The following is a 17,210-nucleotide window of genomic DNA, read 5'->3' on the forward strand; positions in this document are numbered from 1 at the left end:
CGTGCGTGACCGAGAACACCGAGGCACCGTCGACCACGGCCCCCGAGGACGCCCTCAACGAGCGCGTCCGGGAGGCCTACCGGGCCGTCTCCGACGAGGCGCGCGCCGAGAAGGTGGCCAAGCAGCACGGCCGCGGCAAGATGACCGCCCGCGAGCGGGTTGCACTGCTCGCCAACGGCGGATTCCACGAGTTCGGCGCGCTCGCCGGGCCCGGTCCGGCCCAGCAGGGCGCGGCGCCCCTGGTCGCGCCGGGCGACGGGGTGGTCACCGGGATCGGGTACATCGACGGGCGGCCCGCCGCAATCGCCGCGTTCGATTTCACCGTGCTCGGCGGGAGCAACGGCGCGACGGGGATGGCCAAACTCGACCGCTGCGCCGAACGCGCGCTCCTGGACGAGATCCCGCTGATCATGCTCATGGACGGCGGCGGCCACCGGATGCAGGAGGCGCTGGACTCCAGGCTCGCGGCGCCCGGCTCGCAGTTGCTGCTGCGCCTCGCCGATCTGTCGGGGCACGTGCCGCTCGTCGCGGCGATGATGGGCCCGGGCTTCGGCGCTCCCGCGAACATCTCGGCGTGCTGCGATTTCGTCACCATCGTGCGCGGCATGGGCACCATCGGCATCTCGTCCGCTCCCCTGGTCCAGGCCGCGACCGGCGAGTCGATGACCAACGACGAGATCGGCGGCGCAGACCTGCAGGCCGAGCGCGGCGTGGTCGACATGGTGACCGCAGACGAACAGGAGGCGCTGGACGCGGTCCGCGCCTTCCTCAGCTACCTCCCGCCGTCCGCCGCGGGCGAGCCGATCGTCGCCCCCGGGCCGTACGAGGCCGGCGACCGCGCGGCGGACATCGACACGATGATCCCGGCGTCCATGCGCGTCGCCTACGACGTGGTCGAGGTGATCGAGGCCATCGCCGACGCGGACACCGTGTTCGAGCTCAAGCGCAGACACGCGCCGAACATCGTGACCGCGCTGGTGCGCGTCGACGGGCGACCCATGGGCGTGGTCGCCAACCAGCCGCGATTCCACGCAGGCGCGCTCGACGCGCACGCCTGCGAGAAGGCGGCGCATTTCATCGCGGTGTGCGACGCGTTCGGGCTGCCGCTGCTCATCCTCATCGACCTGCCGGGGTTCCTCGTCGGGGCGGGAGCCGAGGAGACGAACCTGGTGCGCCGCAGCGCCCGCCTCGGCTACGAACTGGGCGCCGCGACGGTGCCCCGGTTCGTCGTGGTCACCCGCAAGGCGTACGGCGCCGCGTACATCGCGATGGGCGGCGGCCGCAGCGCGCACGCGGACCTGTCCCTCGCGTGGCCGACCGCGGAGATCTGCGCCATTCCCATCGAGAGCGCCGTGGACCTCGCGTTCCGGTCGCAGTACGAGTCGGCGCCCGAACCGGACAAGGCCCGCGCCGACCTCATCACGCTGTTCAAGGCGAACGTCGACCCGCTGCTCGCCGCGGACGGCTTCGGCATCGACGACGTGGTGCTCCCCTCGGCCACCAGGCCGATGCTCGCCGAAGCACTGCGCCGGGTGAAGCGGCGGCCGCCGCGGGTGCCGCAGAAGCGCCGCTCCATCTCGCCGATCTGACCGCCGGCGGTTCCCGAACGCGGCATTCGGCGCCATACCCTATAGGGGTATACTCGGACACCGGGAGCAATCGGCGAGAGGAGGACCCGTGGCGACCGAGACGCACAGCCCGGAGTCCGTCGTCGACCTCGAGATCGAGGGAATGACGTGCGCGTCGTGCGCGAATCGCATCGAACGCAAGCTCAACAAGCTCGACGGCGTGACCGCCACCGTCAACTTCGCGACGGAGAAGGCGCATGTCAGCGCACCGTCGACGCTCGCCCCCGGCGAACTGGTGGGCACCCTCATCGCCACCGTCGAACAGGCCGGATACAGCGCGCACGTCCCGGCGCCCCGGGGCGCCGACGCCGCACCACCGGACCCGACCGACGCGCTCCGCCGCCGGCTGCTGATCTGCGTCGCCCTCACGGTCCCCGTGATCGCGATGGCGATGATCCCCGCACTCCAGTTCCGGTACTGGCAGTGGCTGTCCCTGGCCCTCGCGGCGCCCGTCGTGGTGTGGGGCGGCTACCCGTTCCACCGCGCCGCCTGGGCGAACCTCCGGCACGGCACCGCCACGATGGACACGCTCGTGTCCATGGGCACCCTCGCGGCGTTCGGCTGGTCGGTGTACGCGCTGTTCTGGGGCACCGCCGGCACCCCCGGGATGACGCACCCGTTCCGGCTCGCGATCGAGCGGTCCGACGGCAGCGGCGACATCTACCTCGAGGCCGCGGCCGGGGTCACCGCCTTCCTGCTCGCCGGCCGCTACTTCGAGGCCCGGAGCAAGCGGCGGGCCGGGGCCGCTCTGCGCGCCCTCCTGGAACTGGGAGCGAAGGAGGCCACGGTCCTGCGCGACGGGGTGGAGACGCCGGTCCCCGTCGACGAGGTGCGTATCGGCGACGAGTTCGTGGTGCGCCCGGGCGAGAAGATCGCGACGGACGGCGTGGTCACCAGCGGGCAGTCCGCGATCGACGCCTCGCTGCTCACCGGGGAGTCCGTCCCCGCGGAGGTGCGCCCCGGCGACGCCGTGACAGGGGCCACCGTGAACGCCGGCGGCCGGCTCGTGGTGCGCGCCACCAGGATCGGCGCGGACACCCAACTCGCGCAGATGGGCCGCCTCGTCGAAGACGCGCAGGCCGGCAAGGCGAAGGCGCAGCGGCTCGCCGACCGCGTCTCCGGGGTCTTCGTGCCCGTCGTGATCATGATCGCCGTCGCCGCGCTCGGTTTCTGGCTGGGCGCCGGGGCATCGGCGTCGATGGCGCTCACCGCCGCGGTGTCCGTACTGATCATCGCCTGCCCCTGCGCCCTGGGGCTGGCAACGCCCACGGCCCTGCTCGTGGGGACCGGCCGCGGCGCGCAACTGGGCATCCTCATCAGGGGCCCCGAGGCGCTCGAGTCCACGCGGCACGTGGACACCGTGCTGCTCGACAAGACGGGCACCGTCACCACCGGCGTCATGCGCCTGCTCGGCGTGCACGCCGCCGACGGCGAGACCGAGCACGGCGTGCTCGCCCTCGCGGCCGCGGTCGAGGCCGCCTCCGAACACCCGATCGCCCGCGCTATCGCCGACGCGGGGCGCACCTCCGCTCCCCTCGCCCCCGTCGACGGGTTCGCCAACGCGCCGGGAATGGGCGTGCGGGGCGTCGTCGGCGGTCACGCCGTGACCGCGGGCCGCCCGTCGCTCCTCGACGAAGACGGCATGCCCCTGCCCGCCGGGCTGCGCCGGGCGGTCGACGCCGCCCAGGAGCGTCGACAGACGGCCATCGCCGTGGGCTGGGACGGCGCCGCCCGCGGCGTCCTCGTCGTGGCCGACGAGATCAAACCGAGCTCCGCGGCCGCGGTCGCCCAACTGCGGGGCCTGGGGCTCCGCCCGATCATGCTCACGGGCGACAACGAGCGCGCCGCCCGGCACATCGCCCGACAGGTGGGCATCGACGAGGTCATCGCCGGCGTGCTGCCCGCACAGAAGGTCGACGCCGTGCGACGGCTGCAGGAGGCGCGTCGCCGGGTGGCGATGGTGGGCGACGGGGTCAACGACGCCGCGGCGCTCGCGCAGTCGGATCTCGGCATCGCCATGGGCAGCGGCACCGACGCGGCGATCGAGGCCGCGGATCTCACGCTGGTCAACGGGGACCTGCGCACCGTCGTCGACGCGATCCGGCTGTCGCGGCGCACCCTGGGCACCATCCGAACCAATCTGTTCTGGGCGTTCGCCTACAACGTGGCCGCGCTGCCGCTGGCGGCGGCCGGACTGCTCACCCCGATGGTGGCCGGCGCCGCGATGGCCCTGTCGTCGGTCTTCGTGGTGAGCAACAGCCTGCGCCTGCGGGGTTTCCGGGCCGGACGGGAGATACTGAAGACATGACGAGTACCGAGCACGAGGATCACTCGGCCGCCCACGGGTACATGTCCGACAAGGACGAGTACCTCAAGCGACTCCGGCGCATCGAGGGCCAGGCCCGCGGCCTGCAGCGGATGGTCGAGGACGAGAAGTACTGCATCGACATCCTGACGCAGGTCTCGGCGATGACGAAAGCCCTGCAAGCGGTGGGTCTGGGACTCCTCGAGGACCACCTCAGCCACTGCGTCGTGGACGCGGCCCGGTCGGGGGACGATGAGGCCACCGCCACCAAACTGAAAGAGGCGACCGACGCGATCGCCCGTTTCACTCGATCCTGACCGCGCGATACCGTACAGTAATTTCTGTCAACGGTGTGAGCTGAGTCTCACACCCAGACACCCTCACCCTGGACACCCGCCCGGCCCACCAATCACCGGGCGGGTGTCGGTGTGTCCGGGGGGGGCTGCAGGGGGTTGCGGCCTACTTGACCTCGGCCGAGGCGAACCGGGACAACGCCAGCAGACGCGACGTGGCGCGCAGGTACTTCTTCCGATACCCGCCCGCCAGCATCTCCGGGGTGAAGATCTCGTCCAGCTTCGCGCCCGACACCAGAACGGGGATCCCGGCGTCGTACAGACGGTCGGCGAGCACCACGATGCGCAGGGCGACGGTCTGGTTGTCCGCGGGGTGGACGCCGCTGATGCACACCTTCGAGATCCCCTCGACGAGCTGCTTGTACCGCGACGGGTGCAGCTTGCTCAGGTGCTCGGACAACGCGTCGAACGTGTCGTACGTCGCGGTCGGATCCGCCTCGGCGATCGCGGCCAGCTCCTCGTCGGACAGCGGGTCCGGGGCAGGCGGAAGGTCGCGATGCCGGTAGTCGGGGCCGTCCACGCGGATCGACTGGAAGACCGCGCTGAGCTTGCTGATCTCGCGCATGAAGTCCTGGGCCGCGAAGCGGCCCTCGCCGAGCTGCCCCGGCAACGTGTTCGACGTGGCGACGATGGAGACGCCGCGGGCGGAGAGCTCGGTCAGCAGCCGCGACATGACCATGGTGTCGCCCGGATCGTCCAGCTCGAACTCGTCGATGCACAGGACGTTGTGGTCGGCGAGGTACTCGACGCACCGGTTGAAGCCCAGCGCGCCCACCAGGTGGGTGTACTCGACGAACGTGCCGAACGCCTTCGGCGCCGGCACGCTGTGGAAGATCGACGCCAGGAGGTGGGTCTTGCCCACGCCGAAGCCGCCGTCGAGGTAGAGCCCCACACCGTGCGGCGGGGTGCTCTTGCGGCCGAACAAGCCCTTCTTGCCACGCTTCTTGGCGAGCTTGTTCACCTCGTCGACGAACGTGCGGGCGTTCTTCACCGCCGCCGCCTGGCTCGGCTCCTTGGGATCGGGGATGTAGCTGTCGAAGCTCACCTCGCTGAACATCTCCGGCGGCACCAGCTCGGCCACCATCTGCTCCGGCGTCACCGTCGGGTTGCGATCCACGAGATGCAGCGTCATGAGTCGTCATCATATCCGCAGGTGGGTCATCGGAAGCACCTGGGCACCTGGGTTACGGTCGGGAACGTGATCCCGCCGCTGCCGCACGACGCCGCCGACCTCGCCGAGCTGTACCGCCACCCCGTCGCCGACGGGCGCACCTACGTCCGCGCCAACATGATCAGCTCGCTCGACGGGGCGGCGACCGCCGCGGGACGCTCGGGCGGCCTCGGGGGCGACGGTGACCGCCGCCTGTTCCAGGCACTGCGCACCCAGGCCGACGTGGTCCTGGTCGGAGCGGCGACGGTGCGCGCGGAGGGCTACGGCACGCCCGGGCACCCCGCGCTGGCCATCGTGACCCGCGGCACCGTCGACCGCACCGAACGCCTGTACCCCGACGGGGGCGCCGAGCCGATCGTCTACTCGGGCGCGGGCTCCTCGGTCGATCTGCGCGACGTTCTCGCGGACCTGTACGACCGGGGGCTGCGCCGGGTGCTCGCCGAGGGCGGTCCCGGCGTGCTCGGCGCGCTGCTGCGGGACGGGCTCGTCGACGAGCTGTGCCTGACCACGGCGCCGATGGTGGTCGGCGGCGCCGGGAAGCGGATCGTCAGCGGCCCCGACCTGCCCGTCGACCGGTGGCGGCGGGCACTGGTGTGCGGCGACTCCGACGGCTACCTCTACACGCGCTGGCTTCGATGACGGCCCGCCTCCCGAGCGACGCCCACGGCCCGTCGTCGATCCGATCGCTAGGGTGAACGGCATGGTCCACCAGCGCCCGGCACGGCACACCGCAGGCGTCGCCGCTCTTCTCGCGCTCACCGTGGCCGCCGCGGGATGCGCGCCGATCCCCGCCTCCGCACCGAAGTACGTCACCGACTTCCGCGCCGGAGACGCCGCGGAATCGGCGTCGCAGCAGGCGGGCCCCACCGGCCCGGAATGGAAGGCCCCGCAGAAGGACCCGCTGTCCTGGCGGGACTGCTCCGACCAGCTGGCCACTCGGTACGGCACGCCACCCGCGGCCAACGCGACGCTGGAGTGCGCGAACTTCACCGTGCGACTCGGCGATTCGGGTACACCGATGCAGCTGTCGGTCACCCGGGCCGAGCTGCCGGGCACGCCGGACACCGCGGCGCCACTGGTCCTGGTCGGCGGTACGGAGTTCACCGGCCAGCGGGCGTTGGCCACCCTCGCCGCAGGCGAATCGCCGATGCTCGCGAATCGCCGCGTTGTGGCGGTGGAACGGCGCGGGGTCGGTGCCTCGTCGCCGTTGAACTGCCGCAACACCGAACAGCGCGGGGTGCTACGCAGCGGGGCGGAGGAGCCGAAACAACCGTTCGACGAACGGGTGAAGAAGGTCGGCGAGCAGGCCCAAGCGGCCGCCACCGCCTGTGGTGACGCCTACCCCGGCACGATCGAGGAGTACACGGGCGCGGCGGCCGCCGACGATCTGGAGGCCCTGCGCACCGCCTGGGACGTTCCCGCCCTCGGCCTGTTCGCGGTGGGCGACGGCTCCACCACCGCCCTCGCCTACGCGGCGCAGCACCCCAAGCAGGTCGCCCGCCTGGTGCTCGACTCCCCCGTCCGGTACGCGGCCTCGGAGTTGCAGCGCGCGGAGGACGCCGCGAAGGGCACGTCCGCCGCCGTGGACGCGTTCGCCTCCCAGTGCGGCCCCGCCTGCGCGCTCGGCGCCGACCCGGCGGCCGCGGTCCGCGACATCGTCGACCGCTCCGCGAGGGGCGACCTCGGCCCGTTCACCGACACCGACGTGCGGCGCGCGCTGATCATGACCCTGGGTATCGGCCCGGGCGACCGGGACGCCCGGATCGCGCGGCTCGCCACCGCCCTGCAGGGCGCCCGGACGGGCGACGCCGGCCCCCTGCGCTCACTCCTGCGGACCGCCGACGACGCGCTCGGCAGCGACGGGCAGTTCGTGGCCCGCTGCTCCGACGCGGTGCAGAAGGCCTCGCCCGATCAGGTGAAGGCCTCCGCCCAGAAGTGGGGCCCGCAGTACCGGCTCGGCGCGGCCACCGCGCTCGCGCTCACCGATTGCACGGGGTGGCCGACGATGGAGGCGCCGCCCGCCCTGGAGCCCCTCGAAGTGCGCTCCGTGGTGACCACCTCTGCGGCGGACCCGCTCACGTCCCGCGACGCGCTGGAGACCCTCACGGGCAAGCTCACCGTGGCCGGCGCCCGGCCCTCGACGCTCAGCTGGGGCGGCATCGGCGACGGTGCCGCGATCCGGTCCACGTGCGTGCAGAAGGCCCTCACCACGTACCTGGATCGCCAGGAGGCGCCCTCGGCCCGGGCCTGCCCGGCCTGACGGTCCGCGTTGGGTACGGTTAGCCCGTGTCAGTCGCTCTCGCTCGGATGAAGTCCGATCCCGCGTTCGTGGTCAAGTCCATCCTGTGGCCCCTGGCCCTCCTGACGCTGGTGCAGCGGCTGTTCATCCTGGTGCCGAACCGCGCCAAGACGGACGACTTCACCACCGTGTACAACGCCGCGGTGCACTTCCTGCGCCACGAGCCGGTCTACACCGAGAACTACGAGACGGTCTCCCCGCACTACCTGTACCCGCCGTCGGGCACGCTGCTCATGGCGCCGTTCGGGTACTTCGACCCCGAGACCTCGCGGTACATCTTCGTGGCGCTGAGCACGGTGGCCCTGCTGGCGTCGCTGTACGTGCTGCTGCGCATGTTCGGGTACAGCCTGAACTCCGTCGTCGCCCCGATCGTGCTGTTCTTCGCGGTGGCGACCGAGGCCGTCACCAACACGCTCATCTACACGAACTTCAACACGTTCGTGCTGCTCGCCGAGGTGGTGGGCATGGCGCTGCTGCTCAAGCGGAGGGACCTCTGGGCGGGAATCCCACTGGGGCTCTCCTTCGCGGTCAAACCCCTGCTCGCGGTCATGCTGCTGTTGATCGTCGTCAACAAGCAGTGGAAGGCCCTGATCACGGCCCTCGGCATCCCCGCGGTGCTCCTGGCCGCGGGCATGGCGCTCTCCGCCGATCCCGGCAACTTCCTCAGGCGCACCACCCCGTACCTGAGCGACGCCCGCGACTACTACAACAGCTCGATCACCGGCAACGCCGCCTACTTCGGGCTGCCCGGCTGGCTGGAGTACGCGCTCAAGGCGGGCATCGTCGTCATGACGGCGGTCTCGCTGTGGCTGCTCTGGCGCTTCTACCGCAGGACCAACGAGCTGCTGTGGCTGGCCACCTCGACCGGGCTGCTGCTCATCGCCTCCTGGCTCGTGGGTTCGCTCGGCCAGGGCTACTACTCGATGCTGCTCTTCCCGATGCTCATGACGGTCGTCTACCGCAGCTCGGTGATGCGCAACTGGGTGTCCTGGGCCGCCGTGTACGGGTTTCTCAGTTACGACACCTGGCTGTCGGGGAAATGGCCGACCCTGGGCCGGTCGCTCTCCTACCTCAAGTGCACCCTCGGCTGGCAGCTGCTCATCATCGTGGCGTTCTGCGTGCTGCTGTACCGGTTCCTGGACGCCCGCGCGGAGAACCGCCTCGACGAGGGCATCGACCGCCCGCTCCCGCCCGACGAGGAGCCGGGGCGGCACGAGCTCGGCGACGACGGGGTGGCGGTGGCATCGCCACGCGCGCACGGTTAGCGTGGAGGGATGAGCGAGCAGCGCCCCCGCCTTCAGCTGACCGATTCCGAATGGCGGCAACGCCTGTCGGCCCCCGAGTTCCGCGTCCTGCGGCAGGCCGGCACGGAGGCACCGTTCACCGGCGAGTACACCGACACCAAGACCCAGGGCGTCTACCGCTGCCGCGCGTGCGACGCGGAACTGTTCCGTTCGGACGCCAAGTTCGACTCCCACTGCGGGTGGCCGTCGTTCTTCACGCCGCTGGCGGGCGAGGCGGTCATCGAACGCGAGGACACCTCGCTGGGCATGCGTCGGGTGGAGGTGCTGTGCGCGAACTGCGGCAGCCACCTGGGCCACGTGTTCGAGGGCGAGGGCTACGGCACCCCTACGGACCTGCGCTACTGCATCAACAGCATCTCGATGCGCCTGGAGCCGGACGAGGCCTGAGCCCCGCCCGGCGTCGTCCCGCTACGGCAGCGCGGTGATCAGGTCGCGCACCTCGACGCGCGGTCCCGAGAAGAACGGGGTCTCCTCGCGGGTGTGCCGGCGCGCCTCGGTGGCGCGCAGATCGCGCATGAGGTCCACGATGCGGTGCATCTCCGGCGCCTCGAAGGCCAGCAGCCACTCGTAATCGCCGAGCGCGAACGCGGGCACCGTGTTCGCGCGCACATCCGGGTAACCGCGGGCGGCCCGGCCGTGATCGGCGAGCATCGTGCGACGCTCCTCGTCGGGCAGCAGGTACCAGTCGAGGCTGCGGACGAACGGGTACACGCAGATGTACGCGCCGGGCTCCTCCCCCGCCAGGAACGCCGGGATGTGCGACTTGTTGAACTCGGCGGGGCGGTGCAGCGCCGCATTCGACCACACCGGATCACTCGCGCGGCCCAGCGCGGTGTCGCGACGGAACGCGTTGTACGCGGCCTGCAGGTCCTCGAGCTTCTCGGCGTGCCACCAGATCATGAAATCGGCGTCGGCCCGCATCCCCGACACGTTGTACACGCCGCGCACCACGAGGTCGTCCTCCTGGATCTTCGCCAGGAACGCCTCCGCCTCGGCGGACGCGGCGGCCCGCTGCTCCTCGCCGCCCAGCTCGCCCGGGCTGATCGAGAACACCGAGAACATCAGGTAGCGGACGGTCGAGTTGAGCTGCGCGTAGTCGAGTCTGGCCATGTTCCCATCCTGCCAGGCCTTTCGGGCGCGCGAACGCCCGCCCCGACCCCGCGCCGGGCACCGTCGTCAGGACAGGTCGGCCAGCACCTTCTGCACCGCGCTCTCCGCGCGGGCGATGCACGCGGGCACCCCGACGCCGTCGAAGTAGGCGCCCGCGAGCGCCATCCCGGCGGGCGTGGCCTCGTCGATCGCGGTCAGCGTGTCCCGGTGTCCGGGCAGGTAGACGGGAATGCCCTCGTACCACCGCTGCACGTGCACGGCCTCGGGCTCGTCGGTGATCCCGAAGACGTTCGCCAGGTCCTCGCGTGCGGCCCCGATGAGACCGGCGTCCAGATCGTCGACGATCCGGCTCACGCCGAGCCGGCCGAACGAGAGCCGCACGGCACCGCCCGGCAGGTGCGCCCACTTCCGGCCGGACAGCGTGAACGCCTTGGCGCTGACCTGCTCGCGCGTCGCCACCAGCACCCCCGACAGGTCGGGCAGCGGGGTCGTCTCGGGCAGGCGCATCGTGACCAGGGCGGAACTCGCGGCGGGGATCCTGGAGACCGCGTCACCCAGTTCGGGGAGGTTCAGCCCCACGAGGCGCGCCACCTGCGGCGCCGGCACGGCGAGGACGACGGCGTCGAACATCGAGCCGCGCAGGCTCCACTTCGGACGTACCTCGGGCACCGGGGCACCCAGCACGATCCGGTCACCGAGCTTCTCGGTGAGGGCGTCGAGCAGCTGCTGATAGCCGCCCCGGAACGCGCCGAACACCGGCTCGTCGGAGGGCTCGCCCAGGACGTCGGTGACGGCCGTACCGAGCGACGGTGCGCCCTCGTCCAGCCGGGCGGCCAGCGCCGGGAGCGCGGCCCGCACGGAGACGTCGTCGGCATGGGCGGCGAATACGCCGGACACCATCGGGTCCACGCTCCGCTCGACCACCTCGTCGCCGAGGCGGGACCGCACCAGCGCGCCCAGGGAGGTGTCCGCGCCGGCGTTCCAGCGCAACGGGATCCGCACCTCGTCCGCATCCGCCGGGATGCCCATCAGGGTGCGACCCAGATGGCCGCGCACGGCGCCGTCCGCGAACACGGCCGGGCGCCTGCCCACGGGTTCCACGAGTTGGTCCGCGAGCCCCAGTTCGGTCGCGAGGTCCACGACCTCCGGGCGGCGCCGGAGGAAGGCCTCCGCGCCCACGTCCAGCCGGACTCCGCCGATCGTCTCCGATCGCAGCTTCCCGCCGACCCGCGTCCCCGATTCGAACACGGTGACCCGGCAGCCGGCCTCCACGAGGCGCAGCGCCGCAACCAGACCCGAGATGCCCGCCCCCACGACGGCGACGGCCGTCACAGCGAATGCACCAGGTCGACGACGCGCGTGAGCACGCCGGGATCGGTCGAGGGCAGCACCCCGTGGCCGAGGTTGAACACGTGGCCGCCGGCGCCCGCGGCCAGCGCCGCGTCGGCCTCCGCGCAGACCCTGCGGACCTGCGCCTCCACGGTGTCCCAGGACGCCATGAGGGTGGCCGGGTCGAGGTTGCCCTGCAAGGCCTTCCCCGGCCCCACGCGGCGCGCCGCCTCGTCCAGCGGGACGCGCCAGTCGACGCCCACCACATCGGCGCCGGCGTCGCCCATCGCGCCGAGCAGCTCGCCGGTGCCGACGCCGAAGTGGAACGCGGGCGTGGCGGGGCTGAGCTCCTTCATCGCGGCGAAGACGCGCGCGGAGTGCGGCTGCACGTACTCGCGGTAATCGGCGAGGGAGAGCACGCCCGCCCACGAATCGAACAGCTGGAACGCCTGCGCGCCCGCCTCGACCTGCGCGGTGAGGAACGTGATCGCGGTATCGGCGAGCGAGCCGAGCAGGGTGTGCCACGTCTGCGGGTCGGAGTACATGAGGGCCTTGGTGCGCTCGTGGTTCCGGCTCGGGCCGCCCTCCACGAGGTAGGACGCCAGGGTGAACGGCGCACCCGCGAAACCGATCAGCGCGACCCCGTCGGCCAGCTCGCCGCGGAGCATCCGGACAGCCTCGGCGACGGGCTCCACCTGCTGGGCGTCGAGCGCCGGCAGCGCGGCCACCGCGGCCGCATCGCGCACCGGCTGTTCGACGACCGGGCCGATACCGCTCACGATGTCCAGGTCGATCCCCGCCGCCTTGAGCGGAACCACGATGTCGGAGAACAGGATCGCCGCATCCGTGCGGTGCCGGCGCACCGGCTGCAGGGTGATCTCGCAGACCAGGTCGGGCCGGAAACAGGACTGCAGCATGCCGATGCCCTCGCGGACCTTGCGGTACTCGGGCAACGAACGCCCCGCCTGCCGCATGAACCACACGGGCCTGCGCGCCGGGCGCTCGCCCGCCGCCGCGGCCAGCAGCGGATAGGCGGCGACCGTGTCGCTCTTCGGCTCGATCGTGTCACTCATCGCTCACGATCATGTCATGCGCACAGCCGCGGTCCGCCCTCTGCCTGCGGCGCGCCTCCACCGAACCCGCGCGCCGAGCCACTACCGTCACGATCTGTGAGCCAACCAGGAGCGGGTGATGGCGGCGCCGGGACCGGTGCCGGACAGCGCGGCGCCGACGGTGCCGATGATCGCGGCGCCGCGCCGGCGCCGTTCCGCGACGCCGTCGACTCGATGCACGCCGCCGCTGTCCGCCCCGAGATCGAGCTCGGCAGCATCCGCCCGCCGCAGCGCCTCGCCCCGTACAGCTACGCCCTGGGCGCCGAGGTCCGCGCGGTCGAGACCGACGTGGTCCCCGAGCACTCGGACGGCGAGACCTTCGGCCGCCTGATCCTGCTCTACGACCCCCACGGTCACGAGGCGTGGAACGGGCTGATGCGGCTGGTCGCGTACGTCCAATCGGACGTCGACGAGACCCTGGCCTCGGATCCCCTGCTGCCCGAGGTGGCGTGGAGCTGGCTGACCGACGCGCTCGCGGAGCGCGGCCAGGAGGTCACCGCGCTGGGCGGCACCGTCACCGCGACGGCGTCGGTGCGGTACGGCGACATCGCCGGCCCGCCCCGCGCCCACCAGCTGGAGCTCCGCGCGTCGTGGACCCCGCTCGGCGAGGACCTGTCCGGCCACGTCGAGGCCTTCTGTTCGGTTCTGGAGATGGCCGCGGGCCTGCCGCCGGCCGGGGTCACCCGGCTCGGCCAGGCCTGAGCCGGCGTAGGTCGCCGAGTGTCGAAAGCCGCCGCCGAGCCCGTACCCGGCATCCCCCTGACGGAGCCCGCGGAAGGCGTCCCCGAGCCCCTGACCACCGTCGAGGAGTTCGCGCAGTGCGCCGCGGCCCTGCGCCGGGGCAGCGGCCCCGTCGCCCTGGACACCGAACGGGCCTCCGGGTTCACCTATTCGTCCCGCGCGTACCTCATCCAGATCAAGCGGACGGGCTCCGGCCTGTTCCTGCTCGACCCCATCCACGAACCCGAGGGCCTCGCGCCCGTGATCGACGCCATCCGCGGTGTGGAGTGGGTGCTGCACGCCGCGGACCAGGACCTTCCGTGCCTACGCGACGACGGCTTCGTCTGCGACGCGCTGTTCGACACCGAGCTCGCCGGCCGCCTCCTCGGCGAACCGCGGGTGAACCTCGCGGCCATGACCTCCGAGTTCACCGGCTACGCCCTCGCCAAAGGGCACGGCGCCGCCGATTGGAGCACCCGCCCCCTCCCGCACGACTGGCTCAACTACGCCGCGCTCGACGTCGAGGTCCTCGTGGACCTGCGCGACGAGGCGTACGAACGCCTCGACGAGGCCGGGAAGCTCGAGTGGGCGCTCGAGGAGTTCGAGTACGAGCGCACCCGCCCCGACCCGCAACCCCGCGCCGACCCGTGGCGCCGCGTGTCCGGGCTCAGCACCCTGCGCACCCGCCGCCAACTGGGCCGCGCCCGCGAGCTGTGGCTCGCCCGCGACGAGATGGCGGAACAGCGGAACGTGGCCCCCGGCCGCACCCTGCCCGACGCTGCGATCGTCAACGCGGCGTCGAAGAACCCGGCCACCGAGGCGGAGCTGACCGCGCTGCCCGTGTTCGGCGGCCCCAGGATGAAACGCTCCGCGAAACGCTGGATGGGCGCCATCAACCGGGCGAACGCGCTGCCGGAGAAGGAACTGCCGCCGCTGCACGGGCCGCGCAGCGGCGTGCCGGCGAACAACCGCTGGGCGCGCACCAACCCCGAGGCCGCGGACCGTCTGGCGAAGGTCCGCGCCGCGCTGACCTCGATCTCCGAGGAGGTGTCCGTGCCGGTGGAGAACCTGTTGCCCACCGACGCGGTGCGGCAGCTGTGCTGGGACGGAACGGCGTCCGGCGCCAGCGAGGTCGAGGCGGCGCTGGCCGCGTCGGGCGCGCGGGAGTGGCAGCGCCGCCTGACGGTGTCCGCCGTCGCCTCCGCGCTCGCGGCCGCCGAGGGCTGATCCCGCGAGCCCGGCCCGGCGGCCGGCGGTCAGGAACGCGCGACGGGCGCCGTGGCCTCGTCGCTGGGCACCGCGGACGGCGTGCAGGCGGTGACCCAGCCGGTGATGCGGAACGCGATCTCCGCCGGGGTGAGGCCCAGCTCCTGGAGGATCTGGCCGCGCGACGCGTGGTCGATGAACCTCTGCTCGATCCCGAGGACACGCGTGGGCACGTCGACCTCGGCGCGCTGCAGCGCCGCGGTCACGGCGGCGCCGATGCCGCCGGCCACGCCGCTGTCCTCGACGGTCACCACGAGGTGGTGCCTACGCGCCAGGTCCACGATCGATTCCGGCACGGGCAGCACCCAGCGCGGATCGACGACGGTGGCCTCGATCCCCTGGTCCCGGAGCCGGGCGGCCACGTCGACCGCGGCGTGCGCGAACGGACCGACCGCCACGATCAGCACGTCGCCCGGGCTCTCGCCGCCGGCGAGGACGTCGGCACCGTCGGGCAGCCGGCGGACCGCCTCGAGGTCGGCGGGGACGCCGCCCTTGGGGTACCGGATCAGGGTGGGCGCGTCGTCCACGTCGAGGGCCTCGGCGAACTCCTCGCGCAGCCGGGCGGCGTCGCGCGGGACCGCGGCGCGCAGGCCCGGCACGATCGCGGCGAGGGACAGGTCCCACATGCCGTGGTGGCTGGCGCCGTCCGGGCCTGTGACGCCGGATCGGTCGAGCACCAGGGTGACGCCCTGCTCGAGCAGGGCCACGTCCATCAGCAGCTGATCGAACGCGCGGTTGAGGAACGTCGAGTACAGCGCGACCACGGGGTGCATGCCGCCGAGCGCGAGGCCGGCGGCGGAGGTCATCGCGTGCTGCTCGGCGATGCCCACGTCGTACATGCGCTCGGGGAACTTCCGGCCGAACTCGGCGACGCCGGTGGGCTCTGCCATGGCACCGGTGATGGCGACCAGATCGTCCCGGCGCTCACCGTGCGCGATGAGCTCCTCGGAGAACACCGACGTCCAGTCCTGGGCGCCGCCACCGCCGCCGCGGGGCAGCCCGGTGGCCGGGTCGATCACGCCGATGCCGTGCATCTGGTCGGCCTCGTGGTTCTCCGCGTGCTCGTAGCCGTTGCCCTTGCGGGTGATGGCGTGCACCACGACGGGGCCGCCGAAGTCCTTGGCCCGGCGCAGCGCGGCCTCGAGCGCGGCCTCGTCGTGCCCGTCGATGGGGCCGACGTACTTGAGCCCGAGGTCCGAGAACAGCGCCTGCGGGCTGACCATGTCCTTGATGCCGGCCTTCATGCCGTGCAGCACCGAGTACACGGGCTCGCCCACGACGGGCACGCCGCGCAGCCGGCGCCGTCCCTCGGTGAGCAGTCGCTCGTACTCGGGCTGGGTGCGCAGGGCACCGAGGTGGGTGGCGAGCCCGCCGATGGTGGGCGCGTACGAACGGCCGTTGTCGTTGACCACGACGACCACGGGCCGGTTGGACGCCGCGATGTTGTTGAGTGCCTCCCAGCACATGCCACCGGTGAGTGCCCCGTCGCCGACCACCGCGACCACGGTGCGCTGCTCGCCCTTGAGCGCGAACGCCTTCGCGAGTCCGTCGGCGTAGCTGAGCGCCGCGGACGCGTGCGAGGACTCGACCCAGTCGTGCTCGGACTCGGAGCGGCAGGGATATCCGGACAGCCCGCCCTCCTGGCGCAGCGTGTCGAATCCGTCGCGGCGGCCGGTGAGCATCTTGTGCACGTACGCCTGGTGCCCGGTGTCGAAGATCACGGGGTCGTTCGGCGAATCGAACGCGCGGTGGATCGCGATCGTCAGCTCCACGACGCCGAGGTTGGGGCCGAGGTGACCGCCGGTCGCCGACACCTTGGTGATGAGGAAGTCGCGGATCTCCGCGGCCAGCTCCGTGAGCCGCCCCTGGTCCAGCCGACGCAGGTCGCGCGGGGAATCGATACTGCTGAGCAGATTCATACCGCCGTGCCGCTCCTTCCGATATCCGTACTCGCCCACTTTACCGGCGCAGCCGACGTCGCTCACCCTATCGCTCCCGCCGCCGCCCGGTCCGGGACCAGGACGGCGATCGCCTCCAGGTGGTGGGTGCCGGGGAACGCGTCGTAGGCGTCGAGTTCGGCCACCCGGTAGCCGTGGTCGCGGGCCGCGCCGAGGTCGCGGGCGAACGCCGCCGGATCGCAGCCCACGTGCACCACCGCCCGGGGCCCCGCGGCGGCGACGGCGGCCATGACCGCGGCCCCGGCGCCCGTGCGGGGCGGGTCCAGGACCACCGCCGACGGTGCCTTCAGCCCACGCAGGCGGGAGGCGGTGTCACCGCGGTGGAACCGGACGCGCTCCCCCGCGAGAGCCTGCTTCCCCGCGGCGATCGCGCCGCCGGAGGTCTCGACCACGTCGACGGAACGTCCCTGGTCCGCCAGCGCGGCGGCGAAGACGCCGGCTCCGCCGTACAGGTCCCAGGAGTGCCCCGGCGGGCCGCCGTGCCGCTCCAGCAGCGCGGCGACGTGCCGCGAGAACCGTGCCGCGGCGGCGCGGTGGGCTTGCCAGAACCCGCCGACGGGGATCCGCCAGACGCGTTCCCCCACCCGGTGTTCCGCGAGCGACTCGCCGGCGAGCGGATGCGCGGGGCGGCCGCGGCGGGCGGGGACGGCGGCGT

14 protein-coding genes and 1 pseudogene are annotated in these 17,210 nt (G+C 72.5%); 9 read left to right on the forward strand and 6 right to left on the reverse strand.

Annotated features, from left to right (window positions below; all coding sequences use genetic code 11):
• The first annotated feature begins 5 nt into the window (after positions 1–5).
• The 3 genes from BN39_RS14870 to BN39_RS14880 all read left to right on the forward strand — a co-directional run bounded on the left by BN39_RS14870 (position 6) and on the right by BN39_RS14880 (position 4,250).
• Positions 6–1,589: an acyl-CoA carboxylase subunit beta gene (locus BN39_RS14870; RefSeq protein WP_019203216.1), complete on the forward strand. Its 1,584-nt coding sequence runs from the start codon at positions 6–8 to the stop codon at positions 1,587–1,589.
• Between the two features lie 142 nt (positions 1,590–1,731).
• Positions 1,732–3,936 (forward strand): cation-translocating P-type ATPase, encoded by a 2,205-nt coding sequence (locus BN39_RS14875; RefSeq protein ID WP_081586173.1) that lies wholly within the window; start codon positions 1,732–1,734, stop codon positions 3,934–3,936.
• Positions 3,933–4,250, forward strand: a complete 318-nt coding sequence (locus BN39_RS14880) for a metal-sensitive transcriptional regulator (RefSeq protein ID WP_019203218.1) — start codon at positions 3,933–3,935, stop codon at positions 4,248–4,250. Before BN39_RS14875 ends, BN39_RS14880 begins: the two co-directional genes overlap by 4 nt.
• A gap of 142 nt (positions 4,251–4,392) precedes the next feature.
• On the opposite strand, the gene zapE is transcribed toward BN39_RS14880, so the two are convergent.
• Positions 4,393–5,418, reverse strand: a complete 1,026-nt coding sequence (zapE, locus tag BN39_RS14885) for a cell division protein ZapE (RefSeq protein WP_019203219.1) — start codon at positions 5,416–5,418, stop codon at positions 4,393–4,395.
• Positions 5,419–5,484: 66 nt separating this feature from the next.
• Between zapE and BN39_RS14890 the strand changes: the two genes are divergently transcribed.
• From BN39_RS14890 to msrB, 4 genes are all read left to right on the forward strand, one after another.
• On the forward strand, positions 5,485–6,096 hold the full coding sequence (locus BN39_RS14890) for a dihydrofolate reductase family protein (RefSeq protein ID WP_237741701.1): 612 nt from the start codon (positions 5,485–5,487) through the stop codon (positions 6,094–6,096).
• A gap of 61 nt (positions 6,097–6,157) precedes the next feature.
• Entirely contained in the window at positions 6,158–7,717 is a 1,560-nt protein-coding gene (locus BN39_RS14895) for an alpha/beta fold hydrolase (protein WP_148281510.1), read from the forward strand.
• 26 nt (positions 7,718–7,743) lie between these two features.
• Positions 7,744–9,021 (forward strand): glycosyltransferase family 87 protein, encoded by a 1,278-nt coding sequence (locus BN39_RS14900; protein ID WP_237741702.1) that lies wholly within the window; start codon positions 7,744–7,746, stop codon positions 9,019–9,021.
• A 9-nt stretch (positions 9,022–9,030) separates the two neighbouring features.
• Positions 9,031–9,447: a peptide-methionine (R)-S-oxide reductase MsrB gene (gene msrB, locus BN39_RS14905; RefSeq protein WP_019203223.1), complete on the forward strand. Its 417-nt coding sequence runs from the start codon at positions 9,031–9,033 to the stop codon at positions 9,445–9,447.
• Positions 9,448–9,468: 21 nt separating this feature from the next.
• On the opposite strand, the gene hemQ is transcribed toward msrB, so the two are convergent.
• The 3 genes from hemQ to hemE all read right to left on the reverse strand — a co-directional run bounded on the left by hemQ (position 9,469) and on the right by hemE (position 12,572).
• Positions 9,469–10,170, reverse strand: a complete 702-nt coding sequence (gene hemQ, locus BN39_RS14910; protein ID WP_019203224.1) for a hydrogen peroxide-dependent heme synthase — start codon at positions 10,168–10,170, stop codon at positions 9,469–9,471.
• 66 nt (positions 10,171–10,236) lie between these two features.
• Positions 10,237–11,502: an FAD-dependent oxidoreductase gene (locus BN39_RS14915; RefSeq protein WP_019203225.1), complete on the reverse strand. Its 1,266-nt coding sequence runs from the start codon at positions 11,500–11,502 to the stop codon at positions 10,237–10,239.
• Positions 11,499–12,572, reverse strand: a complete 1,074-nt coding sequence (hemE, locus tag BN39_RS14920; RefSeq protein ID WP_019203226.1) for a uroporphyrinogen decarboxylase — start codon at positions 12,570–12,572, stop codon at positions 11,499–11,501. Before hemE ends, BN39_RS14915 begins: the two co-directional genes overlap by 4 nt.
• A 96-nt stretch (positions 12,573–12,668) precedes the next feature.
• Between hemE and BN39_RS14925 the strand changes: the two genes are divergently transcribed.
• Together BN39_RS14925 and BN39_RS14930 are read left to right on the forward strand one after the other, a co-directional pair.
• Positions 12,669–13,313: a DUF3000 domain-containing protein gene (locus BN39_RS14925; RefSeq protein ID WP_081586115.1), complete on the forward strand. Its 645-nt coding sequence runs from the start codon at positions 12,669–12,671 to the stop codon at positions 13,311–13,313.
• Positions 13,314–13,331: 18 nt separating this feature from the next.
• Entirely contained in the window at positions 13,332–14,558 is a 1,227-nt protein-coding gene (locus tag BN39_RS14930; RefSeq protein WP_019203229.1) for an HRDC domain-containing protein, read from the forward strand.
• Between the two features lie 29 nt (positions 14,559–14,587).
• Here the strand turns inward: BN39_RS14930 and dxs are convergent, their stop codons facing one another.
• A complete protein-coding gene (gene dxs, locus BN39_RS14935) occupies positions 14,588–16,516 on the reverse strand; it encodes a 1-deoxy-D-xylulose-5-phosphate synthase (RefSeq protein WP_019203230.1) in 1,929 nt (642 codons plus the stop codon).
• Positions 16,517–16,578: 62 nt separating this feature from the next.
• Positions 16,579–17,210: pseudogene (locus BN39_RS14940) on the reverse strand (class I SAM-dependent RNA methyltransferase); the annotation flags it as partial.

The organism is Tsukamurella sp. 1534 (assembly GCF_000312385.1).
Lineage (GTDB): Bacteria > Actinomycetota > Actinomycetes > Mycobacteriales > Mycobacteriaceae > Tsukamurella.